Origin of the sequence: Pseudomonas sp. PB106 (assembly GCF_009764645.1) — a bacterium.
Lineage (GTDB): Bacteria > Pseudomonadota > Gammaproteobacteria > Pseudomonadales > Pseudomonadaceae > Aquipseudomonas.
Map to the genome: position 1 here is coordinate 77,841 of NZ_RWIM01000061.1, position 24,028 is coordinate 101,868.

26 protein-coding genes and 2 pseudogenes are annotated in these 24,028 nt (G+C 56.5%); 14 read left to right on the top strand and 14 right to left on the bottom strand.

Annotated elements, in window-relative coordinates; translation table 11 throughout:
* Nucleotides 1–494: 494 nt before the first annotated feature.
* The 3 genes from EJA71_RS08125 to EJA71_RS08135 all read right to left on the bottom strand — a co-directional run bounded on the left by EJA71_RS08125 (nucleotide 495) and on the right by EJA71_RS08135 (nucleotide 3,933).
* The gene (locus EJA71_RS08125; RefSeq protein ID WP_158955780.1) at nucleotides 495–1,889 is read right to left on the bottom strand and encodes an undecaprenyl-phosphate glucose phosphotransferase; all 1,395 of its coding nucleotides are present in this window, start codon (nucleotides 1,887–1,889) and stop codon (nucleotides 495–497) included.
* Between the two features lie 393 nt (nucleotides 1,890–2,282).
* Nucleotides 2,283–2,915: a winged helix-turn-helix domain-containing protein gene (locus EJA71_RS08130; RefSeq protein WP_158955782.1), complete on the bottom strand. Its 633-nt coding sequence runs from the start codon at nucleotides 2,913–2,915 to the stop codon at nucleotides 2,283–2,285.
* 277 nt (nucleotides 2,916–3,192) lie between these two features.
* A complete protein-coding gene (locus EJA71_RS08135) occupies nucleotides 3,193–3,933 on the bottom strand; it encodes a winged helix-turn-helix domain-containing protein (RefSeq protein ID WP_158955784.1) in 741 nt (246 codons plus the stop codon).
* A 506-nt stretch (nucleotides 3,934–4,439) separates the two neighbouring features.
* Between EJA71_RS08135 and EJA71_RS08140 the strand changes: the two genes are divergently transcribed.
* Nucleotides 4,440–5,273 carry an undecaprenyl-diphosphate phosphatase gene (locus EJA71_RS08140; RefSeq protein WP_158955786.1) on the top strand — a complete coding sequence of 278 codons (834 nt, stop codon included), beginning with the start codon at nucleotides 4,440–4,442 and terminating at the stop codon, nucleotides 5,271–5,273.
* 51 nt (nucleotides 5,274–5,324) lie between these two features.
* Here EJA71_RS08140 and dusA read toward each other — a convergent pair whose 3' ends face one another.
* Nucleotides 5,325–6,320 carry a tRNA dihydrouridine(20/20a) synthase DusA gene (gene dusA / locus EJA71_RS08145; protein ID WP_158955788.1) on the bottom strand — a complete coding sequence of 332 codons (996 nt, stop codon included), beginning with the start codon at nucleotides 6,318–6,320 and terminating at the stop codon, nucleotides 5,325–5,327.
* A 174-nt stretch (nucleotides 6,321–6,494) separates the two neighbouring features.
* Here dusA and EJA71_RS08150 point away from each other — a divergent pair, with 174 nt between their 5' ends.
* The 4 genes and pseudogenes from EJA71_RS08150 (at nucleotide 6,495) to EJA71_RS08160 (ending at nucleotide 8,892) form a co-directional block, all read left to right on the top strand.
* Nucleotides 6,495–7,196, top strand: a complete 702-nt coding sequence (locus EJA71_RS08150) for a hypothetical protein (protein ID WP_256671551.1) — start codon at nucleotides 6,495–6,497, stop codon at nucleotides 7,194–7,196.
* 335 nt (nucleotides 7,197–7,531) lie between these two features.
* Nucleotides 7,532–7,723 (top strand): annotated as a pseudogene (locus tag EJA71_RS27765) (hypothetical protein); the annotation flags it as partial.
* Between the two features lie 42 nt (nucleotides 7,724–7,765).
* Nucleotides 7,766–8,110: a hypothetical protein gene (locus EJA71_RS08155; RefSeq protein WP_158955790.1), complete on the top strand. Its 345-nt coding sequence runs from the start codon at nucleotides 7,766–7,768 to the stop codon at nucleotides 8,108–8,110.
* Between the two features lie 419 nt (nucleotides 8,111–8,529).
* Nucleotides 8,530–8,892, top strand: coding sequence for a DUF6124 family protein (locus tag EJA71_RS08160; RefSeq protein ID WP_158955792.1), 363 nt, complete (start codon nucleotides 8,530–8,532; stop codon nucleotides 8,890–8,892).
* Nucleotides 8,893–8,938: 46 nt separating this feature from the next.
* On the opposite strand, the gene EJA71_RS08165 is transcribed toward EJA71_RS08160, so the two are convergent.
* Nucleotides 8,939–9,307 (bottom strand): hypothetical protein, encoded by a 369-nt coding sequence (locus EJA71_RS08165; RefSeq protein ID WP_158955794.1) that lies wholly within the window; start codon nucleotides 9,305–9,307, stop codon nucleotides 8,939–8,941.
* 17 nt (nucleotides 9,308–9,324) lie between these two features.
* Nucleotides 9,325–9,876: a UDP-4-amino-4,6-dideoxy-N-acetyl-beta-L-altrosamine N-acetyltransferase gene (gene pseH, locus EJA71_RS08170; protein ID WP_158955796.1), complete on the bottom strand. Its 552-nt coding sequence runs from the start codon at nucleotides 9,874–9,876 to the stop codon at nucleotides 9,325–9,327.
* Nucleotides 9,877–10,011: 135 nt separating this feature from the next.
* On the opposite strand from pseH, the gene EJA71_RS08175 reads away from it, so the two are divergent.
* Complete coding sequence (locus tag EJA71_RS08175; RefSeq protein ID WP_158955798.1) at nucleotides 10,012–10,224, top strand: hypothetical protein; 213 nt, start codon at nucleotides 10,012–10,014, stop codon at nucleotides 10,222–10,224.
* 3 nt (nucleotides 10,225–10,227) lie between these two features.
* Here the strand turns inward: EJA71_RS08175 and EJA71_RS08180 are convergent, their stop codons facing one another.
* Nucleotides 10,228–11,019, bottom strand: coding sequence for a transporter substrate-binding domain-containing protein (locus EJA71_RS08180; RefSeq protein WP_158955800.1), 792 nt, complete (start codon nucleotides 11,017–11,019; stop codon nucleotides 10,228–10,230).
* 58 nt (nucleotides 11,020–11,077) lie between these two features.
* Nucleotides 11,078–11,725: an FMN-dependent NADH-azoreductase gene (locus tag EJA71_RS08185; RefSeq protein ID WP_158955802.1), complete on the bottom strand. Its 648-nt coding sequence runs from the start codon at nucleotides 11,723–11,725 to the stop codon at nucleotides 11,078–11,080.
* A 102-nt stretch (nucleotides 11,726–11,827) separates the two neighbouring features.
* On the opposite strand from EJA71_RS08185, the gene EJA71_RS08190 reads away from it, so the two are divergent.
* Nucleotides 11,828–12,679 carry a LysR family transcriptional regulator gene (locus EJA71_RS08190; protein ID WP_158955804.1) on the top strand — a complete coding sequence of 284 codons (852 nt, stop codon included), beginning with the start codon at nucleotides 11,828–11,830 and terminating at the stop codon, nucleotides 12,677–12,679.
* A 9-nt stretch (nucleotides 12,680–12,688) separates the two neighbouring features.
* On the opposite strand, the gene EJA71_RS08195 is transcribed toward EJA71_RS08190, so the two are convergent.
* Complete coding sequence (locus tag EJA71_RS08195; RefSeq protein WP_158955806.1) at nucleotides 12,689–13,159, bottom strand: hypothetical protein; 471 nt, start codon at nucleotides 13,157–13,159, stop codon at nucleotides 12,689–12,691.
* Nucleotides 13,160–13,325: 166 nt separating this feature from the next.
* Between EJA71_RS08195 and EJA71_RS08200 the strand changes: the two genes are divergently transcribed.
* From EJA71_RS08200 to EJA71_RS08220, 5 genes are all read left to right on the top strand, one after another.
* Complete coding sequence (locus EJA71_RS08200) at nucleotides 13,326–13,985, top strand: ribonuclease T2 (RefSeq protein WP_158955808.1); 660 nt, start codon at nucleotides 13,326–13,328, stop codon at nucleotides 13,983–13,985.
* A 138-nt stretch (nucleotides 13,986–14,123) separates the two neighbouring features.
* Nucleotides 14,124–14,621 (top strand): PAAR domain-containing protein, encoded by a 498-nt coding sequence (locus tag EJA71_RS08205; protein ID WP_158955810.1) that lies wholly within the window; start codon nucleotides 14,124–14,126, stop codon nucleotides 14,619–14,621.
* Between the two features lie 3 nt (nucleotides 14,622–14,624).
* Nucleotides 14,625–15,353 carry an alpha/beta hydrolase gene (locus EJA71_RS08210; RefSeq protein ID WP_158955812.1) on the top strand — a complete coding sequence of 243 codons (729 nt, stop codon included), beginning with the start codon at nucleotides 14,625–14,627 and terminating at the stop codon, nucleotides 15,351–15,353.
* A gap of 113 nt (nucleotides 15,354–15,466) precedes the next feature.
* On the top strand, nucleotides 15,467–15,883 hold the full coding sequence (locus EJA71_RS08215) for a hypothetical protein (protein ID WP_256671554.1): 417 nt from the start codon (nucleotides 15,467–15,469) through the stop codon (nucleotides 15,881–15,883).
* Between the two features lie 174 nt (nucleotides 15,884–16,057).
* A complete protein-coding gene (locus EJA71_RS08220; RefSeq protein WP_158955816.1) occupies nucleotides 16,058–17,626 on the top strand; it encodes a diguanylate cyclase in 1,569 nt (522 codons plus the stop codon).
* Nucleotides 17,627–17,846: 220 nt separating this feature from the next.
* On the opposite strand, the gene EJA71_RS08225 is transcribed toward EJA71_RS08220, so the two are convergent.
* Both EJA71_RS08225 and EJA71_RS08230 read right to left on the bottom strand, forming a co-directional pair.
* Nucleotides 17,847–18,182, bottom strand: a complete 336-nt coding sequence (locus tag EJA71_RS08225) for a hypothetical protein (RefSeq protein WP_158955818.1) — start codon at nucleotides 18,180–18,182, stop codon at nucleotides 17,847–17,849.
* 78 nt (nucleotides 18,183–18,260) lie between these two features.
* A complete protein-coding gene (locus EJA71_RS08230) occupies nucleotides 18,261–18,560 on the bottom strand; it encodes a hypothetical protein (RefSeq protein WP_178113669.1) in 300 nt (99 codons plus the stop codon).
* A 208-nt stretch (nucleotides 18,561–18,768) separates the two neighbouring features.
* On the opposite strand from EJA71_RS08230, the gene EJA71_RS08235 reads away from it, so the two are divergent.
* Complete coding sequence (locus EJA71_RS08235; RefSeq protein ID WP_158955820.1) at nucleotides 18,769–19,209, top strand: carboxymuconolactone decarboxylase family protein; 441 nt, start codon at nucleotides 18,769–18,771, stop codon at nucleotides 19,207–19,209.
* 135 nt (nucleotides 19,210–19,344) lie between these two features.
* Here the strand turns inward: EJA71_RS08235 and EJA71_RS08240 are convergent, their stop codons facing one another.
* The gene (locus tag EJA71_RS08240; protein ID WP_158955822.1) at nucleotides 19,345–20,937 is read right to left on the bottom strand and encodes a DHA2 family efflux MFS transporter permease subunit; all 1,593 of its coding nucleotides are present in this window, start codon (nucleotides 20,935–20,937) and stop codon (nucleotides 19,345–19,347) included.
* The gene (locus EJA71_RS08245) at nucleotides 20,934–22,052 is read right to left on the bottom strand and encodes an HlyD family secretion protein (protein ID WP_158955824.1); all 1,119 of its coding nucleotides are present in this window, start codon (nucleotides 22,050–22,052) and stop codon (nucleotides 20,934–20,936) included. Before EJA71_RS08245 ends, EJA71_RS08240 begins: the two co-directional genes overlap by 4 nt.
* Before the next feature lie 309 nt (nucleotides 22,053–22,361).
* Here EJA71_RS08245 and EJA71_RS08250 point away from each other — a divergent pair.
* Nucleotides 22,362–22,535: pseudogene (locus tag EJA71_RS08250) on the top strand (hypothetical protein); the annotation flags it as partial.
* A gap of 170 nt (nucleotides 22,536–22,705) precedes the next feature.
* Here EJA71_RS08250 and EJA71_RS08255 read toward each other — a convergent pair.
* Entirely contained in the window at nucleotides 22,706–23,857 is a 1,152-nt protein-coding gene (locus EJA71_RS08255) for an MFS transporter (RefSeq protein ID WP_064389838.1), read from the bottom strand.
* Nucleotides 23,858–24,028: the final 171 nt, after the last annotated feature.

The following is a 24,028-nucleotide window of genomic DNA, read 5'->3' on the forward strand; positions in this document are numbered from 1 at the left end:
CACAGGTCATGTGTCTAGCCACAAATCCCGAGCCAACTACAAATCCCTGTGGGAGCTGGCTTGCCAGCGATGAGGCCAGCACCTGCACCATTGATGTCGCCTGACACAGCGCCATCGCTGGGGAGCCAGCTCCCACAGGTCATGTGTCTAGCCACAAATCCCGAGCCAACTACAAATCCCTGTGGGAGCTGGCTTGCCAGCGATGAGGCCAGCACCTGCAACATTGATGTCGCCTGACACAGCGCCATCGCTGGCGAGCCAGCTCCCACAGGTCATGTGTCTAGCCACAAATCCCAAGCCAACTACAAATCCCTGTGGGAGCTGGCTTGCTCGCGAAGGCGCCCGTACAGTCGACATCCCTGTTGCCTGACCCACCGCTTTCGCGAGCAAGCTCGCTCCCACAGTTTTTGCATTCCTCTGCATCCACTCACGCCGGCAAATCCCAGCCACAAAAAAGGGGACTTTCGTCCCCTTGCGATGTGCAGCTTCAAACCTCAGTAAATATCCTTCGACAGCAATGTAAACGGCGTCTTCACCAGGATCTTCAGATCCAGCCACAACGACCAGCTGTTGATGTACTGCAGGTCAATTTCCACACGTTTCTGCATCTTGTCGAGGGTGTCGGTTTCACCGCGGCAGCCGCTGATCTGAGCCAGCCCGGTGATACCCGGTTTAATCCGGTGGCGGGCCATGTAGGCGAGGATTTTCCCCGAGTAGAAGTGGTTGTGCGCAACAGCGTGCGGGCGCGGCCCAACCAGTGCCATGTGCCCCTGCAAGACGTTGAACAGTTGCGGCAATTCATCCAGCGAAGTGCGACGGATAAAACGACCGACTGCGGTAATGCGCGAGTCATTGCGGCTGGCCTGTTTCACTTCGCGGTCATCGTGAACACGCATCGAGCGAAATTTCCATACCTTAATCACCTTGCCGTTCCAACCGTGGCGATCCTGCTTGAAGAACACCGGCCCCGGCGAGTTGATCTTCACCGCCAGCGCGATGATCAGCAGGATCGGACTCAGCGCAATGATTGCCAGAAACGCCACGGTTTTCTCGACCAGGCTCTTGCTCAACGCAGCAGTCGGGCGGCTGGTCAGCGGACTCTCGTTGAGATAGATCGCCGGCAGACCGTCCACGACTTTCACCGAGTGATTGAGCAGGGTCAGGCTGTTGAGGTCCGGCACCCACACCACATCAACGTTGGCGCCGAGCAAATCGCCATAAATCGCTTCGATTTTCGCGGCTTCACACAGCGGCAGAGTGATGTACAAACGACGGATGTCATGGGCTTCGATCAGCTTCAGCAAATCTTCCTGAGCGCCGACCACACGCGGCGCATCTTTACCCAGCGCCGACACATCACCGTTGCTGACCAAACCTACCAATGGCAGGTTTTCCAGTTGGCTGAGCTTCTTCGCCAGACCCAGCGCCAAGTCACCAGTACCAACGATCAGCGTCTTGTGTTCACTTTTGCGCGAGCGCTGGTAGTACTTGGAAAACGCGTGCAACGGCGCATAGAGAAACGCCTGACCGAGGAAGCCATACACCGCCCAGCTCAGAATCACCTGCCGCGAAAACAACTCATCGGCCTGGCAAACAAACGCAATGCAAGCCAGCGCGGCCATGGTCATCGACCACCCCATGAACAGCCGACCCAGACCGGTCAGGTAGTTATCGCGTTTGCGATAGACACCGCTGAACGTATACGCCGGCACCGAGGCCAATACCGCCAGGGTGGCGCACATTCGGTAGTAGAACGCGACCGTCCCGGTGTGATGCTCGGCGAGGATGAACAGCAGCGTTACCACAAAGCCCTGCGCCAGCGCCCATTGGCCCCAAAAGGTCAGTCCCTTGAGGCCTGTGCTTCGATTGATACTTAGAGAAAGATCCATACGGTATCCCCAAAAGACGTCCATTCAGGTTTCAACAGTTGAAATCCGAGTTGTTATGCAGACTTATTGTTTTTGTTTTAACGAGTGTCCTGAGGTAACAACATCGATATGCCGAACTGTCTTCAGTCAATAGACTAAGTTATTGGCTGGAATGGTGTCTGACGAGTTCTAACAAGATGGCACAGTGCCAACTTTCTAATAATTAAATAGCGCACTGTTAGAAAAGGTCGTAGAGCGAGGGGTGAATTAATCGTGTTGTATTTGTTACTGTTGGAGGGGTGGAGGCAGGGATGTCTGAAGAAGCAGGAGAAGGGAGGTGAAACCAAACAGAGTGCTCTTCTTGTTGTTGTAATCGCACTTTATCTGTTTGTTTTATAGGAAGGTCAGCTGTGCTTACGCGACCACTTCCTGGATCAGGCAATAACCGCGATTGCGCACCGCACGGAACAGTCGCTCGCCGTTGCTGGCATGCTTGAATTTATCTTGCAGACGACTCAGGCACATTTCCAGACCGCGATATTGCTCTGGCTCTCGACCGATGCTCAGAATCAGCTCGTCCCGACTGACAACGCGCTCTTCATGAGTGAGCATTTTGCGTACCAGTGCTGTTTCAAGACCGGTAAGACTGATTTCGATATCGTCTTTACTCAGTGCGCCCTGATCATTGTCCAGATGCCAGGTCTCGCTCGCCGGCATATGGCCTTCGATGGCAGGTGGCATGTTGCTGCTTTCTGCGTTTATTGCCGGGGCATTCTGGAAAGGATTAGCCGATTGCGCTGCCAGCCATTCGGACTCAAGCGTGGCCAGTATTCGCTGAGTATCGTGTTCAATACTGCGCGGCGCATTTTTTCGACTGATGTTCGGATATGTGAACTCCATCACCATTGGAGCGGAAGAGGGCGAGTCAACGCCTTCAAACGAATTGAAGCGTTCGCTGGACAGGATGCTCTCCAGTTCACGTTGCGACGTTGTGCTATGAGTCACGACAACAAAATATTTCCTTGGGAGGGTTGTACTAGTTTCCATGTCTCTCTCCTAAATACACACCAAAATTGGCTAAAAGATAAATCGGCAGGCGAGCAATGACTTCCTCGGAAGTAATCGATAGGCAGGGTCTGGGCCCAAAGTTGGCCCTCGATGAATTCCACTCGAACTGCTGCTATGTTATGGAGTTTTATTGTTATGGGTCGTGTTGCCGCGCTCATTCAATTGCTTGATTTTCAGCAGGGGTAAAGCAGAACAGGAGCTATATGGTTGCATCAGACGATCCTTCGTTCGTATGCAAAAGGGATGGCTGCATTGATCAGGCAGTCGATATCAGGCCCCGCATCAGGCGATAGCCGTAGCCGCGGATGCTCTGAATCGCGTTTGTACCATACATGTCCTTGATTTTTCCACGCAAGCGGCTGATTGATTTTTCCAGCGCTCGAGGGTCGTAGAAATTGGTATTGAGGCCCATGATGTTGGCAATTTCATCATGGCTCAGAATGTGATTACTGGTTTGTGCAAAGGCTTCGAGGATCTTCATCTCGGCAAACGAGATGTCGAGTTTCTTGCTTGTATCCATCAGGCAGATACGCGTCGGGTCGAGTGTGAGATTGATATCCCTTTGCCACTCTTCACTGTTGAAGAACTCGCCCAGCAACTCGGCACCCTCCTCGGAAAGGGTATTGAGCTTGATACAAAAGTCCGCACCGGCAAGATAGTACTTGATCTTGTTGAAGGCACCGCGCCCAGTGATGACTGCGCAAATGATCGGTTTCAAGTTGTCGTTGCGCAGATTTTCCACCAGCGCGAGATTGTCCTCGAGCGCTTGTGGGCTGTCGATGACCAGGAAGATCGCCCGATACGGAGCAGATTGTTCATTGAACTGATATGAATGCGCGTACGAGTTGGCTTCTAATGCCATATCAGTTCGCACGTGCCTGGCGACCAGCGCTCTAAAATGTTCAGCCACGCCACGGGTGCGACCCAGAGTAAGAACTCCAGGTTCGTCATTTGTCGGGCGCGGGCTTCTAGGCGCTAAGTTCCCTGAGAGCATCATGCATTGACTCGAATTAGTGCTGACATCGGGATGTTAAAGCACCGGTTCTCATCTGTGACTGACAATTGGTAACATTTGCGCGGATTTTAGACGTGTCTCGCGAGTTTTCTAACAATAATTAAGCTTTTCAGGCTTTTAGTTGCTTTTCTCGGAGCTGTGAACTACTGAATAGATGGTGGCGATATGCAATGGTGCCACTATTTTGAGTCTATTGCGATGGCTTTGTCTATGTCCTTTTGCCATTGTATGGCCATCCCTGATTAATGTGATACTGATCACACTTTGTCGGCAGAGCAACTTTTTTCTGTAGTGAGCCCTAAATATTTTCTGCGTAGTTCGTCAGCCGACGATTACTAACATGCCTTGAGTGTGTCTTTTAATAAGACGTAATCTTTGTGGCTGATGAACTTTTGCATTTATGTATGTCAATGGTTTCACTGCAGATACTCAACCCCTGAGTGTTGTTACCCGGTCGCTCGCCCAAAGAGCGCACTGACGGAGGATTAATGGATTTCTGGACGTTTTTTCAGGTGTTGATATTAGGTGCGGTAGAAGGCCTGACCGAATTCCTGCCGATCTCAAGTACCGGCCACCAAATCATCGTAGCCGACTTGCTGGAATTCGGCGGCGAACGCGCCATGGCGTTCAACATCATTATTCAACTCGGCGCCATCCTCGCTGTGGTCTGGGAGTTCCGCCCAAAGATCTTCAACATCGTTAAAGGCCTGCCCACCGAACGCAATGCCCAACGCTTCACCCTCAACTTGCTGATCGCCTTCCTGCCCGCCGTGGTCCTGGGCGTGCTGTTTGCCGATGCGATCCACGAATACCTGTTCAACCCAATCACCGTCGCCGTGGCACTGGTCGTCGGCGGCATCATCATGTTGTGGGCCGAACAGCGCAGCCATGTGATCAGCGTCGATCACGTCGACGACATGCGTTGGTCTGACGCACTGAAGATCGGTTTCGTACAATGCCTGGCGATGATTCCCGGCACCTCGCGCTCCGGCTCGACCATCATCGGCGGCCTGCTCTTCGGCCTGTCGCGCAAAGCCGCCACCGAATTCTCATTCTTCCTCGCCATGCCAACCATGGTCGGCGCCGCCGTCTACTCCGGTTACAAATACCGCGACCTGTTCCAACCCAACGACCTGCCAGTCTTCGCCCTCGGCTTCGTCACCGCATTTATCTTCGCGATGATCGCCGTGCGCGGCTTGCTCAAGTTTATTGCCAACCACAGCTATGCGGCGTTCGCGTGGTACCGGATCGCGTTCGGATTGTTGATTCTGGCGACGTGGGCGTTTGGCTGGGTCAACTGGACCGCAGCTGCGGCAGCCTGATGGCTGACGCCGGGCGGAGCAATCCGCCCGGCTCAGTGGAAGAGGAGGGGATCAGCGCCCTTCAAGCAACTCGGCGGCCTGATCCAGCAACGCCAGCGGATCCTTGGCCTTGTGAATATCCACCGACAACAACTGACGGAATTTCCGCGCCCCCGGGAACCCCGTGCCCAAGCCCAACACATGCCGAGTGATGTGATGCATCGCCCCACCCGCCAGCAAATGCTCGGCTATATAAGGACGCAACTGCGCCAACGCCTCAGCCCGACTGATCACCGGCGCCGAACTGCCAAACAACTGCTGATCCACCTCCGCCAGCAAATACGGATTGTGATAAGCCTCACGCCCCAACATCACACCATCGAACGTCTGCAAATGCTCATGGCAAGCCTCCATCGTCTTGATCCCGCCATTCAGCACAATCTCCAACGCCGGAAAATCCGCCTTCAACTGCGCCGCCACGTCATAACGCAACGGCGGAATGTCACGATTCTCCTTCGGCGACAACCCCTCCAGAATCGCAATCCGCGCGTGAACGGTAAAACTGGTGCACCCCGCATCGCGCACTGTGCCGACGAAATCACACAGCTCCGCATAACTGTCCCGACCGTTGATGCCGATGCGATGCTTCACCGTCACCGGAATCGACACCGCATCACGCATCGCCTTCACACAATCCGCCACCAGTTGCGGGTGCCCCATCAGGCACGCGCCGATCATGTTGTTCTGCACACGATCGCTTGGGCAGCCGACGTTCAGGTTTACCTCGTCGTAGCCATGCTCCTGAGCCATGCGCGCGCAGGCGGCCAGATCCAACGGAACGCTACCGCCCAACTGCAACGCGAGAGGGTGCTCGGCTTCGTTGTGACGGAGGAAACGTTCGTGATCGCCGTTGAGCAGCGCGCCGGTGGTGACCATTTCGGTGTAGAGCAGGGCGTTCTTCGACAGGAGGCGTAGGAAGAAACGGCAGTGGCGGTCAGTCCAATCCATCATTGGGGCGACGGAGAAGCGGCGGGAGAGTGGGGCGGGTGTGGCGGGAATAGGGGACATTAGGGGTACGGAATCGGTGTGGCTGGGAGGTGGGGGAGTTTATCAGGAATGGGAGGAGGGGGCTTGGGGCAGGAATGGCAGAGTGGGTTTACAGCGTCCCACTTCTGGACCTGCTGAGCTTGCTCAACCTGTATTGGATTGAGCGAGACAAATCCAATACAGGATTGATAGCATGTGGCTATCAATATCCACATCCTTGTAGGAACGGAATCCATGTCGAAAAAAATCCATGCGTTAGTGCTTTGCCTGGGCGGCCTTGTTGGCGCTATACAGAGTGCCGTTGCAGCTGAAAATTTGTTCAAGAGCTACGGCTACGACACCCCAATCACGAAATACACCGAGGCTGACGGTTACTATGATTGCTCGGCAGAGGTGGGCGCGCCCGCTCGGTGTATCGATGACGTGGATTTCATTGATCAGAAATTCACCGCTGGCTTGGTGTTCAGCGGTGACAAGCTAATTATGGTTTCCCTGTTCGCGCCCTATGAGCGTGAATTGTTTGGGCGTGCCATCGGTGCGCTGGCCAATTCGTTCGGTCTGGTCGCACTGGCTGACGGCAAGTCCATGCTGGATCTCGTCGATCTGGCGGCAAAAGCTAAAAACAAGGATGAGTACACCGCTAAACTCACCAACTACGAAAGTGTTGCTCTGAACGCCAATAATCTAACCTACTCGTTTATTGAGGGTGCCGCCTCGATCAAAGGGACCCCTAGCGTTTCTGGTTTGATGGCAGCCGCGCCTGCGAATGTCAGGGGGGCTGATCTGATTGTCACGGGCGAGGGCGAGGAATCGGTCATCATGATCAAGTTTTCTTTCCCGAAACTTGACGAGAACAAGCTTGTTGAGCAGACCAAAAAACCGGTCGAATCTTTCTGAGTTTGATACTTTGGCGCTTAACACGCCTCGATAACAGTAGAAAGGGATAGATTTGTTTGCTCATTTTTAGACGATAAATAAATCTGTCCCCATTGTTTCTCTCATTGTTCCTGAGCGTGGTCTCTGATGTTTTCCGCACTAGCATTCGATTGAATTGGGCATTTTAGCTTGGGCCGGCTTCATCGTTTGGAAGTGCCTAAAAGGTCTCAACTTATCGAAAATTATTTAGCCTTGATCAGAAAAAGGACCTATCTATTCACCCTAAAATATTCTTGGAGTGAACTGTGAAGCCTATAAACGTTGATCAGTTGATTGATATTAGAAACAGGCTATATGTGGCGTTGGATAAAAAGCGCTCTGAGCGCTGGTGTCTGACGTTGTGGAGTCGCTTTATCCGTGCAAGAGATGCGTATAGCTGCGTTGTTTGCAACTCATCTAATAAAGTTCAGGCCCATCATCTTTTCAGGCGTACCCTATTGCCGCAGGCAAGATTTGAGTTGGGAAACGGAATCTCGCTTTGCCCAGAGTGCCACAGGCTAGCGCATGATGGATTTAACGGACGCCCCGATATGAGTTTGCCGATTGGTGCCCAAGGGGGAGATGATCAAGATGAGATTGCCTTTTACTACCGGATGTTACTTGAGTCTGCAGAATCTCAAAACTTGAGTCATGAAGAGTTTTACTCGCTGAGTAATGAGATGTTGCAATTTTTTGTGAATGTGCAAGGGTTTGAGTTTCTGCATAGGGCTGTGCTTCAGAAAAAAATAAGCGGATTAACTATGGCGTATCAGATTTGGGCACGGGCGCCTGAGGGAATGTCGTTAGCTATTTTTAAGGCAAATGTACCTGGGTTTTCTGGTGGAGAACTTCCTGAGTTTATGGTTGGTTATCCCGCCATTTTTATTTGTCGATGATTTTTCTTAGATGCCTATTAAAACTCATATTTCCGATTTCGAAAGTGACATGGAGGTAGCTTTTCTTCATCTGTTTAAATCAGTTTACGTTTAGTCATAATGCCTTACACCATCTTGCGCCTCCCCCTACACCTAAGACAGAATCCCCCGGCTTGTACGTCTAGCACGCACGCTCTATCGTCGCCACATCACTAAAAACCAGTGATCGGGTTTGGTAGCCCGCTTCGTGTCTAGATGCATCGCATCATCAATTTCAGTCGCTTTCGCAGGACTCGGATTTCATGGTGGTCATGCGTGGGGCCCATTCGTGGGCGCCGGGTTCTAGTGCGACCGGTCTACCAACCCGCGTATGGCCGCCACCCATCGTTTGGTAGCGTGGGTGATGGCTCCTTTTAGTAATCGCGCTAGAGGTTCCATCTATGTTCAAAGTAACGCCCAATCCGCCGGACACCGATCCCGCATCCCCCTACGAATCCCTCAACTCCAAAAAACTCCACGAAGCCGCCGAGCGCGCGCTCGATCACTATCTCCTTCCCGCCGGCCACATCATGGCCAGCGTCAACGAGCCCGAGCGCATGTACCTAGCCAATCCAAAGTACGACACCGAATCCCTGCTCGCCAACGCCAGCGAAACCTTGGGTTCCGCCTCGGAAATGCTCATCAACTTCGCCGCTACGCTCGATCTCTCGCACCGCAAAACCGCGCTGGGTATCGCGCAGGTGGTGATGCTGGGGGAGTTGGCGGTGAATCAGGCGTTGGATAACGTTGAGGTGAAGGCGTAAAAGCACGCACCTCTTTGGCGGCGGGTTGCCGTCGTCAAAGAGGGATTCAGTCCGATTGTTTGAGGTGGGCTGAAAGCTCTTTCCAGGCTTCCTTGTAGTTGAACCGCAACCAAGCCACGTGCAGGCGATAAAGCTTTTGCCGAATCCAGCTTCTGTTCTTCTCCCGCAACATTTCCTCGATATCTCGATTCAACTCATCGCTTTGGAATCCCGTCCAGATCGGAGGTAACGGCCCTGCAAGGTTCCAGGCGCAGACGACGGCAACTTCCGAATACAAAATCTCTTTGACCTGTTCCGAATCGTAGCCTTCGACTTGTCTGGCGATGTAGGGGAAATCCACTGCGATGTCGACAAAGATCCACGACAAGGCGTCTCTGATTTTGTACAGGTCGGCAGGACTCAGTTCACGTTCCAAACGCAGGCCTCCCGATTTTAAACGGCGTTGAGCCGGTTGATTACCGGCGCCAGAGCAGGGCGCCTGTTCAGCCATTCCTCTTTGGTAATCCCCAACAAAACCACGTCCACCCGAACCCCATCCTTCACGACGTTCTGCCGCCGAACACCCTCAACCTCAAACCCGAACTTCTGGTGCATCTTCACCACCGCCGCATTCATCGCCAGCACTTCACAATTCAGCTTTTCCAACCCCGCCACGCCAAACGCGTAATCGAGCATCCAGAATTCGACCACGCTGCCCAAGCCCTTTCCCTGCAACCCGACATCCAGATAAAACGCCCAATCCGCGCTCTTGTGCAAAACGTTGATCGCATTCAACGAAACAACCCCGACGGCCTGCTCATCCTTGATCACCACAAACACCTGCTGGCGTGGGTTGCCCTGCAAAGAGGCCAGCCAATTCGCATGTTCCTGCTCACTGATTTCATGCGAGGTGTACATGAACTTACGCACGTCCGGCTGATTGCGCAGGGTGCGGACGTGGGCCTGGACAGCAGGGCTGGCGTCGGTGAGGGGCAGGAATTGCATGGGGAGTTCCTTGTCGGCGGGTAAGCGATTCTGAACCGGCGCTGTCGATCAGCAAAGTTTCATCTTGCCGCGTGCGGCGCAGGCCTAGGATGTTGGCACAAGTTCGTCGCTATTCACTCCGAGGGGAATCGTGCCATGCGCCTTAATGTCGTCAAAGTGCTGTTGATTGCTGCAGCGGTATCGGTGTTGAGTGCCTGTTCCGGCGCGGGTGGTTTGACCACCACCAGTTGTTTCTCCAGCGACTGTCAGTCGCCGGAGGCTCGCAACGTCAATACCTTGAAGTTTGGTGGCAACAGTATTGGCAGCAGTCTCAATCAGTACATTTCCGGCATGTTGCATGACGATTGAGGACTACTGCGCGGCAGGTACGGCAATCCACTCGCTCAGGGTTTGCTGATACTTGCCAGTCACCTTGCTTAGGTGCAGCCACTGATCGACATACAGTTTCCAGCTGATGTCATCGCGCGGCAGCAAGTAAGCCTTTTCCCCGTACTGCATGTACTGATGCGGATTGACCGCGCACAACCCCGGTTTGAGTTTCTGCTGGTACAGCGCTTCCGAGGCGTCGGTGATCATCACGTCGGCCTTGTTGTCCAGCAGTTGCTGGAAGATCGTTACGTTGTCGTGCAGGGCTAGTTGCGCCTTGGGCAGGAACGCGTGGACGAAGGCTTCGTTGGTGCCGCCGGCGGGTTCGACCAGGCGCACGTTGGCTTGGTTGATTTGCTCGACAGTCTGGTACTTGCTGACATCGGCGCAGCGCACCAGCGGGATCTTGCCGTCGGTGTCGAGGGTGTTGCTGAAGTAGGCTTTTTTCTGCCGCTCCAGCGTCACCGAAATACCGCCCATGCCGATGTCGCACTTGCCGGCCTGCATGTCCGGCATCAGAGTTTTCCAGGTGGTTTGCACCCATTGCACTTTGACCCCGAGGCTGTCGGCCAGCGAGCGTGCCATGGCGATGTCGATGCCTTCGAAATCGCCGTCGGGGCGTTTGAAGGTGTAGGGCTTGTAGTCGCCTGTGGTGCAGACGCGCAGTTCGCCTTGTTGTTGGAGGGTGTCGAGGTGTGAAGGGGGTTCTTGCGCCTGAACGGCGGTGGCCAATGTGAGCGCACCGCAGAGGATCATCGTGCTTTTTAGCGTTGTCATTGTGATCGGGCTTCTGAGACGGAAGGTCGCCCAGTGTAGTGAAAGACTTTCGTGAGTGTCATCCAGCCCGGACAAGGCGATCGGCCAGATCCCGAGCCTGTTGTGAGGCAAGCGATCGCGCGTTGCGGTCGATGTCTTCGCCAAGAATGGTTTTTTCAACGATCAGCGCGTGCACATCGGTGATCCCGATAAATTCGAGCCAGGCTTCCATATAAGGTTTCTGAAAGTCGAAACGCTCCGCTGGCGTGGTCGATTGCGCGGAAAAATCCAGGCCTCGGGCATAGGCGAGTACAGCGGTTTTGCCTTGCAGCATGCCTTGCGGGCCACGCTCTGGGTCGAAGCTGAAGAGGATGTCTTTCTGCGACACCAGGTCGATGTAATGCTTGAGTTTGTACGGAATGCCGTAATTCCACAGCGGCACCGACATCACCAGAATGTCGGCACGATGCAGGTGGGCGGCCAGTGCTTCGAGGTCTTCCCAGACCGATTGTTGGGCCGGTGTGCGCGGTATCCCGGCGAGGCCGGCGTACTTGGCGCTCATGGCGTCTTCACCGAATTCCGGTAACTGCAGACTCCACAGATCCAGGGTTTCGACGTGTGTCTGCGGATGATGCTGGACGTAGCGATCAATGAAGTTACCAGCCACTTGCAGTGACGCGGAGCGTTGTTTGCGCGGCGAGCATTCGATGTGCAGAAGGGTGGTCACGTTGAGCCTCGGCATTTCGGGGAGAGATTGCGAGGCATTGCAACATAGCGCGCTTCAAACTATAAATCGTAAATAATTCGCCAATTGATCACGTAACTAACTATGTTCGACGCTTTGCTGCTCAAGACTTTCGTGGCTGTCGTCGATGAAGACGGCTTCAGTCGTGCCGCCGAAAAACTGCACCTGACGCAATCGGCTGTCAGCGGGCATCTGCGACGGCTGGAGGAACAGGTCGGCAAACCGCTGCTCAAGCGCACCACTCGTTCTCAGCAACTCACGGCCGACGGTGAACGCCTGATGGGTTATGCGCGAACGATTCTGGCGCTGAACCGCGATGCCTGGGCGCAGCTGACGCGCACATCATTTCAGGGCCGTGTGCGAGTGGGTGTTTCCGAGGATTTTGTCGAGGCGCGTCTGTTGCGCGCACTGCAGGATTGCGCGGCGCAGCATCCCGGTATGGAAATCGATGTGCAGGTGAATATTCCCGGAACATTGCTCAGCCAGATGCAGCAGGGCAACCTGGAAATGGTCATCGGCTCTCTGTGTGAAACCGCTGATTCGGGGCGGTTGCTCTGGCAGGAGCCGCTGGTGTGGGCGTGGGCGGCACAACCGTTCACGCAGCTGCCGACGCCGCTGCCGTTGGCGCTGTTCCCTGAGCCGTGCCCGTATCGCGAGGCGGCGCTGACTCGCTTGGCCCATTCCGGTATCACGCCGCGTACGGCTATGCTCTGTTCCAGCACCGCAGGGTTGCGCGCAGCGGCGCTGTCGGGATTTGCCGTCGCACCGATGCCGTTGAGTCAACTGGGCCTGGGGCTGGTGGCACTGGGTGCGGAACATGGCTTGCCGGCGTTGCCGGATGCGCAGTTCCGCTTGTTCACTGCGGCTCACGCCGACCCGCAAATGATCGAAGCGGTTTCTCAGGCGATCTTCGATTTTTGTGCGGCGCGACGGTGATCGTGGGAGCTACAAGCCGAGACCTTCCTGCACCGCCAACAACAGATTGTTTTCCGTCAGCGCAATGGCATCCAACTGCTGTCCGGTTTCAATCGACTGCATCCACCAATGGCTCTCCCCGTGTTCATCCACGGTGCGCAACAAATAAGTGTCGGTGGCTGAAGGATAGATTTGCACGCGTCCGGCGCCATCCTCGGTAAACCGTGCGATGGGATCAAATGTCAGGCTTTGATGATTGGCTTCGATCACCAGTTGATCGATGGCGTAATCATGGCTTTCGCCATCGGGCGAGGTTTCGCAAACGTGGGTCGGGTTGCGGCGAATTTTCAGGCCGACTTCGGTGACCGGTTGCAGCCACGCCTCGATGCGGTGGTACAGGTCGTAGACCTGCGCCGGCCAGCAATCGATCTCCAGCGCCGCGTCCGCGTGGGTGTGCCGGGTTTGTTTGAGTTTGGCGGCGAGTTCGTCTGCTTTACTCATTTCGGATCCCTGTTGTTTGATGTCTGCCTGTTAATCGTAGACCGTTCAACGGCGTGCGGCCTTGCCTTGCGTCATGCGCTTGCAACACAAGCGTGGCGAAATCAGCGCTGGCCAAGTCTGGCCGGGATCGAAAACCACGGACGCAGGCGTCCCAAGGAGCGGGTGGATGAAAAAGCTGTTTACAATTTTGGCAGTGATCGCGCTGACGGTCGGTAGCATCGGCTTGAGTTCGGCGCGCCAGTCGCAGTCGGGCAAAGCGGAATCGGTGACAGGGGTGTTCGATTATTACCTGCTGACGCTGTCGTGGTCGCCGACGTTTTGTTTGACCCACAAGGATGACGCGCAGTGTTCCGGCAAGGGTTACGGCTTCGTGCTGCATGGTCTGTGGCCGCAATACGCCAAGGGCGGCTGGCCAGAATCCTGCCCGCCGCTGACCACGCTGAACGCGGCGGAAACCAGCAAAGGCCTGACACTGTTCCCGACCAAAAAACTGCTCGATCACGAATGGTCGAAACACGGCACTTGCAGCGGTCTGGGCGCGATGGGCTATCTGGATGAAGCGGACAAGGCCGTCGCTGCCGTGAAAGTCCCGCAGGAACTGCAACCGTTCAGCTCCTCGTATTATTTCGAAGCCGAGGAAATCGCCGACCTGTTCCGCAAGGCCAACCCCGGCATTCCGGCCGACGGTATCGCAGTGATCTGCAGCGGCCCTGAGCTGTCGGAAGTGCGCGTGTGCATGGGCAAGGATCTGCAGTTCGGCGCGTGCGGCAAAGGTGTGAAAACCCAGTGCCGGGCGGGGGATATTCGGGTGCCGCCGTCGCGGTGATGTGAGCGGCTCGTGCGGATATAAAACAGGCGCCTGAGGAGGCGCCTTTTTTTTGCCTGAAGGTTTGAAGCGTTTTGCGAATTCACGCATGCTTGCGCCCCCAAAAGGATGACCACGCAATATCGCAAGGAGCTGTTCATGAGCGGAAAACCCGCTGCCCGCGTCACCGATCCAACCGCCTGCCCACTGCCTGGGCATGGCACCAATCCGATTGTCAGTGGCTCGCCGAATGTGAATTTCGACGGTCTGGCGGCTGCGCGAATGACTGACAAATCCGCCTGTGGCAGCCCGATCACCGGCGCTGTTGCTTCGACGGTCTTTATCAACGGTCTGAATGCCGCGACGTTGGACAGCACCGGTGGCCATGGCAATGTCGTTATCGGTGGATCAGGCACGGTCATCATTGGAGATACGGTGACAGTGGCGCCCTTCAGTGGTTTGTTGCCAATGCCGGTGCACTTCACTGACAAGTTGAAACTGGTCAATGACGTTACCGGTGAGCCGATGCCAGATCATCCCTACGTAATCCAGCGCGCAGATGGCCGACTGGAACATGGGGTGTCTGACGTAAACGGGTTCACTCACGAAGTCAGCTCGCACTTGCCTGAAACCATCAAGTTGTTTTTGGAAGAGTGAGATATGGCGGCTGAAACGGTAACGTGCGCGAAGGGCAACAATTACAAGCTTCACACGGAGCATGCGCTGACGGATAAGAAGGATGTCAGTGACAAGGCTGTGCCGGTGGAAAGCACCAAGGCGGTTGTGATTTTTATTGGTGGGGCGGGCGATAAAGAGAGTTATTACTTTTCGGGGCCTTATGAAAACATCCAGGATGCACGACGTACATTCGATAGGCGCACTGAGGCATTAAAGAGAGAAGGGAAATATAAATCGGATTGGTTGGGTTACAACGAAGTCAGAGGGAAGCAAGATATTCAGCGGCATGTGCTAAGTCTGATTCCATATAAAAGCTGCCCCGTCTATATCGTGGGCCACAGCCTCGGCGGCTGGAATGGTGCTCACCTGTCCAAAATAATGTCGGATTGGGGTTACAGGGTTCAAATGCTGATTACTTTGGACCCTGTGGGTGAAGGGGCTCTAGTGTGGCTGGGCTCAGATATCTATCGCGAACGTCCAGTTCCAGTTGCGGTTGATTGGATCAATATTAAGGCTGCACCATCCGTGAGAGACCCGTCAGATGGGGTCGCGGACTTCGGGGAAAAGTGGATTATCTCCTGCGGTCCGTCACTTAACGTAAATATTGATACGAATCATGCGAACGCCTTGGGAATGCTAAACGCCCCTATCGCTGAGGGTAGATCAGCAAGCGATTTGCTGTTTGATTCAATCATGAAGGATCTTTCGTAATGTTCAGGTTATTCCTTTGTGTGGCTCTAGCTGTCTGTTCCGGGTGTGCAAAGGACCATTTACAGCCTCCAGCAAACTTGAGGTACGTGTCCGTAGATCGGTCGAGTGTCCTTTTGTATGTCATCAAATATCAATCCGATGTCGATGTTTTAGATCTTTTTGGTCGAGGCGAAAGGCAAGGGATGGCTTCGGGAACGTTGAGGTGCGCATTGGCGGATGACCACGATTTTTCGGTTGGTAAAGCCATTCAGTTTTCTGCGGTGGGATTGGTCGACTCTGAAAAACGCGAAAACGGCAGCTCCGAGTACTCCTTTTCGACCAGTACATTTATCACTGAAACCTCCAGCGACCGAAGTTCGGAAAGAGATCTCTCGACAACAGAACTCAACCACCTCCTCGCCAACAAACAACAGATCCCCTGCAAAGTCGTCGTCACCGCCTACGGCTACAAACCCTATTACTCAAACACCATGAACGTCCCCGTTGCGGATCTGCTGCGGGAAATCAACAAACCCATCACAACTGACTAACCGCAAAGAGCAAGTCGAAAATAAACCGGCGAACGGTGATCATCCAATCTCGTTGCGCGCCGATATACCTGGGCGGGAGGGCGCGGTTTGCTCCGTGCATCTCGGTGGGCTACGCTCACAAAACATAAGGGTTTACCCGCTGGCGCCCTTGTCGTACCTGCCCAGGACATGCTTTTGCCTATCCCCATTCACGATCCGCAACAGACCCCCGGCACGCTCAAGCGCCTGCCACTTCGCAAAGCGGCCGTGCTGTTTACCGTTGCGGTGTGTCTGTGTCTGTGCGGTTTGTTGTACCTGCAACTGGAGCAATCGCGACGTCAGGATCTGACGGTGGCGCAGATGGCTTCGAGCAACCTGACCCGGGCGATGGCGCAGCAGGCCGAGGACACTTTTCTGGCGGCGGACCTGGTGATGAATAGCCTCGTCGACTGGATTCAGGAGGACGGTTACGGCGCCGGGCAGAAGACGCGCTTACAGAAAACCTTCGCGCGCCGGGTGCAGCAACTCGACCAGTTGCACGGCATGTTTTTCTTCGACCGTGACGGGCAATGGGTGATTACTTCGTTCCCTGATCTGCCCCGTGGCAACGGCGTGGCCGACCGTGAATATTTCAAATTCCATCAGCAGAACGTTTCGACCCTGGCGCATATCGGCCCGGCGATTCGCAGTCGCGAGAATGGTGAGTGGATCATCCCGATCTCCAGGCGCGTGAACGACCATGCCGGCAATTTCCAGGGCGTGCTGCTGGCCGGGATCAAGATGTCGTATTTCGATCAGTTCTTCAAAAGCTTCAGTCTCGATGACAACGGCATCATGTTTCTCGGTCTCACCGACGGCACCTTGCTTGCCCGCCGACCGTTCGATGAATCGTTGATTGGCAGCTCGCTGGCGAAAGGCGAGATTTATCAGACGTTGCTGCCAAACGCCGCTGCCGGCACCGCCATGCTCGATTCGTTTGTCGACGGTGTAACGCGTTTGTACGGCTACCGACAGTTGGCGTCGTATCCGCTGGTGGTTTCCGCCGCGACGTCGCGCGACACGATTCTCAAGGGTTGGAATGACCGTGCGTTTCAGTCCAGCGTGATTGTGGCGTTGCTGATCCTCGGCGTCGGTCTGTTTGGCTGGGTGTTCATTCATCAGGTGCGCGACGGCGAGCGTATCGAAAAGAACCTGCGCAAGGCGCAGCTCGCGCTGGAGCAGATTGCGACCCATGACAGCCTGACCGGGCTGGCCAACCGGCGCTTGTTCGAGCGTTCGCTGGAGATCGAGTTTGCCCGAGGCGCACGGCAAGTCAGCCCGGTGAGTTTGATCATGCTCGATATCGACTTCTTCAAACGCTACAACGATGCCTACGGGCATGTGGCCGGCGACCAATGTCTGGCGCAAGTCGCGCAGGTGTTGAAGGCCTGTTGTCAGCGCAAGTCTGATCTGGCGGTGCGTTATGGGGGAGAGGAGTTCGCAGTGTTGTTGCCGGACACCGACATCAACGGCGCACTGGCGATCGCCGGGCAGATCCGCCGCAGTGTGATCGACAAACACATCATCCACAGTGGCTCGCCGACGGAATATCTCACCGTGAGCCTGGGTTGCTATTCGTTCATTCCGAGCGGCAATGACGACCCTGAAGTGTTCATCAAGCGTGCGGATGCAGCGTTGTATCAGGCGAAAAATGCCGGGCGTAATCGGGCGGCTGTCCTATCGCTGGACAGTGGTCTGGCCGAGTTGATGCGCTCCGACCGCTGATCGTCAACCAGCTCCAAAACTTTTGGGTTTCATTCAAGTGTGTGGATGCCGCAGACCTTGTGGGAGCTGGCTTGCCAGCGATAGCGTCAGCACAGGCAACATCTTTTTGGACTGTCAGACCGCTATCGCTGGCAAGCCAGCTCCCACAGGGTTCCTCTATGGGCAACATTGTGAACACTTAAATCTGAGGGGGTGTTCACCGGGGGTGGCTCTTGTTCGTTCAGCCGCCTGTGCCACCGCCCGCACCGCCAGTCCCGCCGCCGGCCGATCCGGTGCCACCGCCCGCACCCGAGCCCGAACCGCTGGCGCCACCGTTAGTGCCGGTGCCCATGTTAGTGCCCGAGTTAGTGCCTGAGCCTGTGCCTGAGCCTGTGCCGCCCGACGTGCTACCACCCGAAGGTGCGCCTGGCGTGTTGTCAGGTGGCATGGTCGTACTGGTCGGGCCACCGGATTTGGTCCCGGTTGCGTCGGTGCTGTCATTGGCGGCGAAGCTGGCGGCCGAGGCCGTGGCGAGCAGGCCGGCGAGCAATAATGAAGTGAGTTTGCGCGTCATCATGATCCGTCTCCAGAAAGGGGATGTACCTGATATTGGTCTGACGCGCATAACCCTTGGTGCCGGTCGGCTGACGAGCGGTCAGCGGCAGACGGGCTCAGGTGTCGCGCAAGGCTGCGGACACACGCAGCGCTGCAACATCGGAGCGGAATCGCTGACGGTGTTGAGCACCCGAGGCGTGAGATCAGGCAGATGAGCCTTGTTCTGCTCGCTGACAGCTGTCCACTGCCGCCATTCCACGTGCTGCGCGGCGATGCCCAGCGGGCCGACCAGCAACAGCAAACCAAGACGGGTGAGGGTTTGTCGTCGGCTGGGAGCTTCCTTGCGCGCGCGGTAGAGGCTGTGGATCGGCGGGTTCAAGGGCGAGTGGATGACGGTCATGACGGGCAGATACTCAATGTGGGCATCCGTTGCCTGAGTGCAATTAAGAATTGATCGCATTCTAGTGGCACTGTTCCAGCGCTGGCAATTACCCAGCGCAACTTTTCTTTGTGCCAGTGGCCTCCTGATCTTCTGGAATATTGGCTATTTGTCGAATCGGGTCCGGGGACTAACGTAGTCACACATTCACTTGCTGCCCGGAGCCACCATGAAACCTCGTACCGATTTCTACACCGCTTCCCCTGACGCACTGAAAGCGATGATCGCGCTGGAAACCGCTGTGTCCAAACTGCCGCTGGAAAAGACCCTGATCGAACTGGTCAAGCTGCGCGCTTCGCAAATCAACGGCTGCGCGTTCTGCATCGACATGCACACCACCGATGCGATCAAGGGTGGCGAAACCCCGCGTCGTCTGTTCGCCGTGACCGCTTGGCGTGAAGCGCCGTTCTTCAGCGACCGTGAACGGGCCGCACTGCTGTGGACTGAATCGCTGACCCAACTGAGCCTGACCCACGCCCCCGACGAAGACTACGACGTCGTCGCGGCGCAGTTCTCGCCCAAGGAAATGGTCGACCTGACCGTGGCGATCAGCACCATCAACAGCTGGAATCGTCTGGCGGTAGGCTTCCGCAAAACCCCGCAGGCCTGAGCCCTCCCTACACATAACCCCCTGTAGGAGCTGCCGAAGGCTGCGATCTTTTGCTCTTGTCTTTTAAAAACAAAATCAACAGATCGCAGCCTTCGGCAGCTCCTACAGGGGAATGTGGTGATGTCGGGATCGGGATCAATGCCCCTCCGCACTCGGCGCGGCCGGTGGTTGCACCTTGCGCATCAAGGGCACCATCGCCGTGGCGATGACGAAGCACACGCCGATCATCAAAAACGTATCGCCATAGGTCTGGGTTTGCGCTTCGCGGTAGGTCAACAGCCACAACTGGCGCAGGCTGGCGGTGACGCCGACATCACCGCTCTGACCCAGATTCGCCAGGTTGCCGCCGACCTGGGACAACCACTGATTCATCGCCTCGTTACTGCTGTTCAAATGCTCGGCCAAACGAGTGAAGTGCAGATTGGTGCGGTCATTGAGAATGGTCGCGCACGCGGCAATGCCAATTGCGCCACCGAGGTTGCGCATCAAGTTGAACAGGCCCGAGGCATGCTTCAAGCGAGCCGGCGCCAATCCGCCCAAGGTCAATGTCACCGCCGGTGGCACCGCCGGTTGTTGGGCGATCCCGCGCAACGCTTGCGGCAACATCAATTGTCCTGCGCCCCAATCGTGGGTGATCGGGCTGAATTCCCACATCGACACTGCAAACAGCCCCAGGCCGATCATCATGATCCAGCGCAGATCGACGCGATTGGCCAAAAAGGCGTACAGCGGAATCGCCATGATCTGGAACACGCCCGTGGAAAAAACCGCCAGACCAATGTCCAGCGCGCTGTAGCCACGCACCCGTCCGAGAAACAGTGGTGTCAGGTAAATCGTCGCGAACAGACCGATGCCGGTGACAAAGGAAAAGAAGCAGCCGAGGGCGAAATTGCGATCCTTCAACGCGCGCAGATCGACGATCGGATTGGCCACGTGCAACGTGCGCCCGATGAATGCCAATCCGGCCAGACCACTGATCCACGCGGTGGTGAGAATGGTCTGGTCGCTGAACCAGTTCCAACGCGGGCCTTCTTCAAGGGTGTATTCCAGACAGCCGAGAAACAGTGCGAGAAACACCATGCTCAGATAGTCCGCGCCTTTGAGCAGCGACAATTCCGGCTGGTCGATCTTCACCAGCATCGGCACCGCCACGGCAACGAAAATCCCTGGCACGAGGTTGATGTAGAACAACCAGTGCCACGACGAAATATCGGTGATCCAGCCACCAATCACCGGCCCCATCGTCGGTGCCAGTGACGCAACCGCGCCGATGGTCGCCGCAGCAATCACCCGTTGTTTACCGGTGAAGAAAAAGAACGCGGTGGTGAATACCAGCGGGATCATCGAGCCGCCGAGAAACCCTTGCAGCGCGCGGAAAGCGATCATGCTCTGGATGTTCCAAGCGATGCCGCAGAGCAAACTGGCCAAGGTGAAACCGACCGCCGAAGCGCAGAATAACCAACGCGTCGAGAACACCCGCGACAGCCAGCCTGACAGCGGAATCACGATGATCTCGGCGATCAGGTAACTGGTCTGCACCCAGGCCGTTTCATCGGTGCCGGCAGAGAGTCCGCCGCCGATATCGCGCAACGACGCCGAGACGATCTGAATGTCCAGCAGCGCGATGAACATGCCGATGCACATGGTCGCAAAGGCGAACACCTTGGTCGCGGTGTCCATGTCCGCCGCATTGAACGGTTGTGCAGGGGCGGCGAGGGTGGCGCTCATGGCGCGACGGCCACGGCGGAAGATTCAGGCTGGGCGCGGGTGTCGACTTCTGCCGTCACCGACAGCCCCGGACGCAAATGACCGAGCACGCCGTCGGCCGGATCGAGGAGGATGCGCACCGGCACACGCTGGACGATTTTGGTGAAGTTGCCGGTGGCGTTTTCCGGCGGCAACACGCTGAACTGCGAGCCGGTGGCGGGGGCAAGGCTGTCGAGGCGACCGTGGAATTCTTGCCCGGAAAGCACGTCGGCGCGGATGCTGACCCGTTGCCCGGGTTTCATCCGGGCCAATTGGTCTTCCTTGAAATTGGCATCGACCCAAAGACCGCTGGCCGGCACCACCGACAATTGCTGTGAGCCGGCCTGCGCGTAGGCGCCGACCCGCGCGCGTCGATTGCCGATCACCCCGTCGACCGGTGCGCGCAGTTCGGTGTAGCCGAGGTTCAGTTGCGCCAAATCACGTTCGGCGCGGGCTTGCTGAAGGGCGGCGCGGGCCTGTTGTTTCTGGGTGTCGATCACCGCCAGTTGGCGCTGCGCGGCGAGCAATTCGGCTTGGGCGCGGGCGCTTAGCGCTTGCGCGGTTTTGAACGTGGCATCGGCACGTTGCGCACTTTCCACCGACACGGCGTTGGTGGTCACCAGACGTTTATAGCGTGCGTTGTCATCCCGCGAACGCGCGGTTTCCGCACCGGCCGCATCGATGCCGGCGCGGGCCTGACCGATCACCGCTTGTTGCAGTTGTTCGGTCGCGTCGAGGTTGGCCAGCAACGCCTCTTCAGCGGCGACCGCGCCTTCGGCCTTGGCCAGATTGGCCCTGTAATCGCGAGCATCGAGTCGGATCAACACGTCGCCGGCCTTCACGTGCTGGTTGTCGCTGACCAGCACTTCATCGATGTAACCGGCGACCTTCGGCCCGATTACCGTCACGTCGCCACCGATATAAGCATCATCGGTTTCTTCGAGAAAACGCCCGGCGCCCCACCAATGCACGGCATACAGAGCAACGAAGACCAGCGCGAGCAAACCGGCGCCGAGGATCAACAGGCGTTTGAGCAGGGGTGGCTTGGGCTTGACCGGAGCGGCGAGGTCGGGTTCGAGGGAGGGCATGCTGGTCATCGCGTCATTCCTGCGGAAATGGATCGTTATTACGGCTGTAATATGACGCGAGTAATATTTTGTGGCAATTCCTTTTTTGCGCCGGTTGTCCGATGGCTGCCTTCAGAATCCGATCACGGTGCAATTTCTGCGCAATGCGTGGCTCGAGTGACCTTGTGTGCCTTGTCTATACGCTGAGCGATATTGCGGGCAGATCCCGCGTTTTCCCGAGCAGGCAAGCGCGCATCTTGGATTCAAGAAATTATTGTCAGGCACGATATAGAAACTTGCGCAGATCAAATCTTGAGATAGGGAAATACCAATGAGCCCTGGAACGTGCGCGGCGGGTATGACTTCGGGCCGCAGGTGTCGAACCTGAAGTTGGGGGCGGGGGTGAAGAACATCTTCGACAAGCAGTACTTCACCCGTTCCAGCGATAACAACTCGGGGATGTACGTGGGCGCGCCGCGCACGTTCTTTGTGCAGGCTAGCGTGGGTTTCTAAAACGTAAGATAACTGATCGTTCCCACGCTCTGCGTGGGAATGCAGCCCGGGACGCTCTGCGTCCAAAAGCGGACGCGGAGCGTCCATTGAGGCATTACCACGCAGAGCGTGGGAACGATCTCATGTAGGAGCTGCCGCAGGCTCGGGCCGCGATCGGACGATCTTTTGCTTCAGACCTTCAACACTTTCCCGCCAATCGCCACAGCCACCAGCAGCACCGCCATCAGGCCAAAGGCAAAACTCAAACTGCTGGCGTGCGCGACAAAGCCGATCACCGCCGGCCCCGCCAGAATCCCCGCATAACCGAGGGTGGTAATCGCCGGCACCGCAATGCTTTCCGGCATCACCGTCTGCTTGCCCACCGCCGTGTACAGCACCGGCACGATGTTCGAACAACCAGCGCCAACCAGCGCATAACCGACCAGTGCCGCTTCCCAGCTCGGCGCGAATGTCGCCAGGAACAATCCCGCCGCGGCCAATAGCCCGCCAAACAGAATGATCCGCGTCGCACCGACAATCCGCACAATCCGATCACCCATCAAACGTCCGGCGGTCATGGTCAACGCAAACGCCGCATAACCCAGCCCTGCATATGCCGTGTCGATCCCGCGTTCCTGCGCCAGAAATACCGCGCTCCAGTCCAGCGCCGCGCCCTCGGTGAGAAAGACGATGAAGCACATCCCGCCGATAAACAGCACGATGCCGTGGGGGATGGCGAATGCCGGGCCCGAGCTTTCACTGCCGTAAGGCAACATGTGCGGTACGCATTTGAACAGCGCCGCGATCAACACCACGACCACCACCAACATCGCTGCGAGCGGCGTCAAACCCAGGCCGAGCAGGGCGCTGACGCCCGCCGCGCCGACAATCCCGCCGAGGCTGAACAAGCCGTGAAAGCCCGACATCATGTTCTTGCCGCTGGCGCGTTCGACGATCACCGCTTGCAGGTTGACCGTCGAATCCACCGTGCCCAGTCCCGCTCCGAACATGAACAGCGTGGCGATCAATGCGGGTATCGACGACACCGTCGCCAGCAACGGTAATGCCGCGCAGATCAGCAGTGTGCCGCCCGTTGCAACGCGCCGGCAACCGAAGCGCGTGGCGAGAATCCCCGCCAGCGGCATCGCCAGAATCGAACCGACACCGAGGCACAACAGCAACAGGCCCAACGTGCCCTCATCGAGCCCGGCGCGTGCCTTGGCGTACGGCACCAGCGGCGCCCACGCGGCAATGCCGAGCCCGGCGATGAAAAAGGCGATGCGCGTGGACATCTGTTGCAGGCGTCCGGGGACGAAGGTGGCTTGGGCGTTAAGGCTGGTCATATCGATCCTTGGCAAAAAACTTCGCGTCCCCGAAGGACAGTGATTCAGCGATGAGGTTCGATCGCCAGTCATTCGAGGGAGTACAGACAACATCGTACCTTCTCCTGTAGGAGCTGCGGCACGCTGCGATCTTTTGATCTGTGTTTTCAGGATCAGAATCAAAAGATCGCA

Coding starts and splice junctions, on each gene's coding strand:
- EJA71_RS08240 (WP_158955822.1), bottom strand. CDS start 20,937: ATGAGCGCCACCCTCGCCGCCCCTGCACAACCGTTCAATGCGGCGGAC.
- EJA71_RS08205 (WP_158955810.1), top strand. CDS start 14,124: ATGAGCGGAAAACCCGCTGCCCGCGTCACCGATCCAACCGCCTGCCCA.
- EJA71_RS08140 (WP_158955786.1), top strand. CDS start 4,440: ATGGATTTCTGGACGTTTTTTCAGGTGTTGATATTAGGTGCGGTAGAA.
- EJA71_RS08190 (WP_158955804.1), top strand. CDS start 11,828: ATGTTCGACGCTTTGCTGCTCAAGACTTTCGTGGCTGTCGTCGATGAA.
- EJA71_RS08175 (WP_158955798.1), top strand. CDS start 10,012: ATGCGCCTTAATGTCGTCAAAGTGCTGTTGATTGCTGCAGCGGTATCG.
- EJA71_RS08135 (WP_158955784.1), bottom strand. CDS start 3,933: ATGATGCTCTCAGGGAACTTAGCGCCTAGAAGCCCGCGCCCGACAAAT.
- EJA71_RS08155 (WP_158955790.1), top strand. CDS start 7,766: ATGAGTTTGCCGATTGGTGCCCAAGGGGGAGATGATCAAGATGAGATT.
- EJA71_RS08200 (WP_158955808.1), top strand. CDS start 13,326: ATGAAAAAGCTGTTTACAATTTTGGCAGTGATCGCGCTGACGGTCGGT.
- EJA71_RS08125 (WP_158955780.1), bottom strand. CDS start 1,889: ATGGATCTTTCTCTAAGTATCAATCGAAGCACAGGCCTCAAGGGACTG.
- pseH (WP_158955796.1), bottom strand. CDS start 9,876: ATGCAATTCCTGCCCCTCACCGACGCCAGCCCTGCTGTCCAGGCCCAC.
- EJA71_RS08230 (WP_178113669.1), bottom strand. CDS start 18,560: ATGACCGTCATCCACTCGCCCTTGAACCCGCCGATCCACAGCCTCTAC.
- EJA71_RS08210 (WP_158955812.1), top strand. CDS start 14,625: ATGGCGGCTGAAACGGTAACGTGCGCGAAGGGCAACAATTACAAGCTT.
- EJA71_RS08255 (WP_064389838.1), bottom strand. CDS start 23,857: ATGACCAGCCTTAACGCCCAAGCCACCTTCGTCCCCGGACGCCTGCAA.
- dusA (WP_158955788.1), bottom strand. CDS start 6,320: ATGTCCCCTATTCCCGCCACACCCGCCCCACTCTCCCGCCGCTTCTCC.
- EJA71_RS08195 (WP_158955806.1), bottom strand. CDS start 13,159: ATGAGTAAAGCAGACGAACTCGCCGCCAAACTCAAACAAACCCGGCAC.
- EJA71_RS08225 (WP_158955818.1), bottom strand. CDS start 18,182: ATGATGACGCGCAAACTCACTTCATTATTGCTCGCCGGCCTGCTCGCC.
- EJA71_RS08160 (WP_158955792.1), top strand. CDS start 8,530: ATGTTCAAAGTAACGCCCAATCCGCCGGACACCGATCCCGCATCCCCC.
- EJA71_RS08180 (WP_158955800.1), bottom strand. CDS start 11,019: ATGACAACGCTAAAAAGCACGATGATCCTCTGCGGTGCGCTCACATTG.
- EJA71_RS08130 (WP_158955782.1), bottom strand. CDS start 2,915: ATGGAAACTAGTACAACCCTCCCAAGGAAATATTTTGTTGTCGTGACT.
- EJA71_RS08245 (WP_158955824.1), bottom strand. CDS start 22,052: ATGACCAGCATGCCCTCCCTCGAACCCGACCTCGCCGCTCCGGTCAAG.
- EJA71_RS08235 (WP_158955820.1), top strand. CDS start 18,769: ATGAAACCTCGTACCGATTTCTACACCGCTTCCCCTGACGCACTGAAA.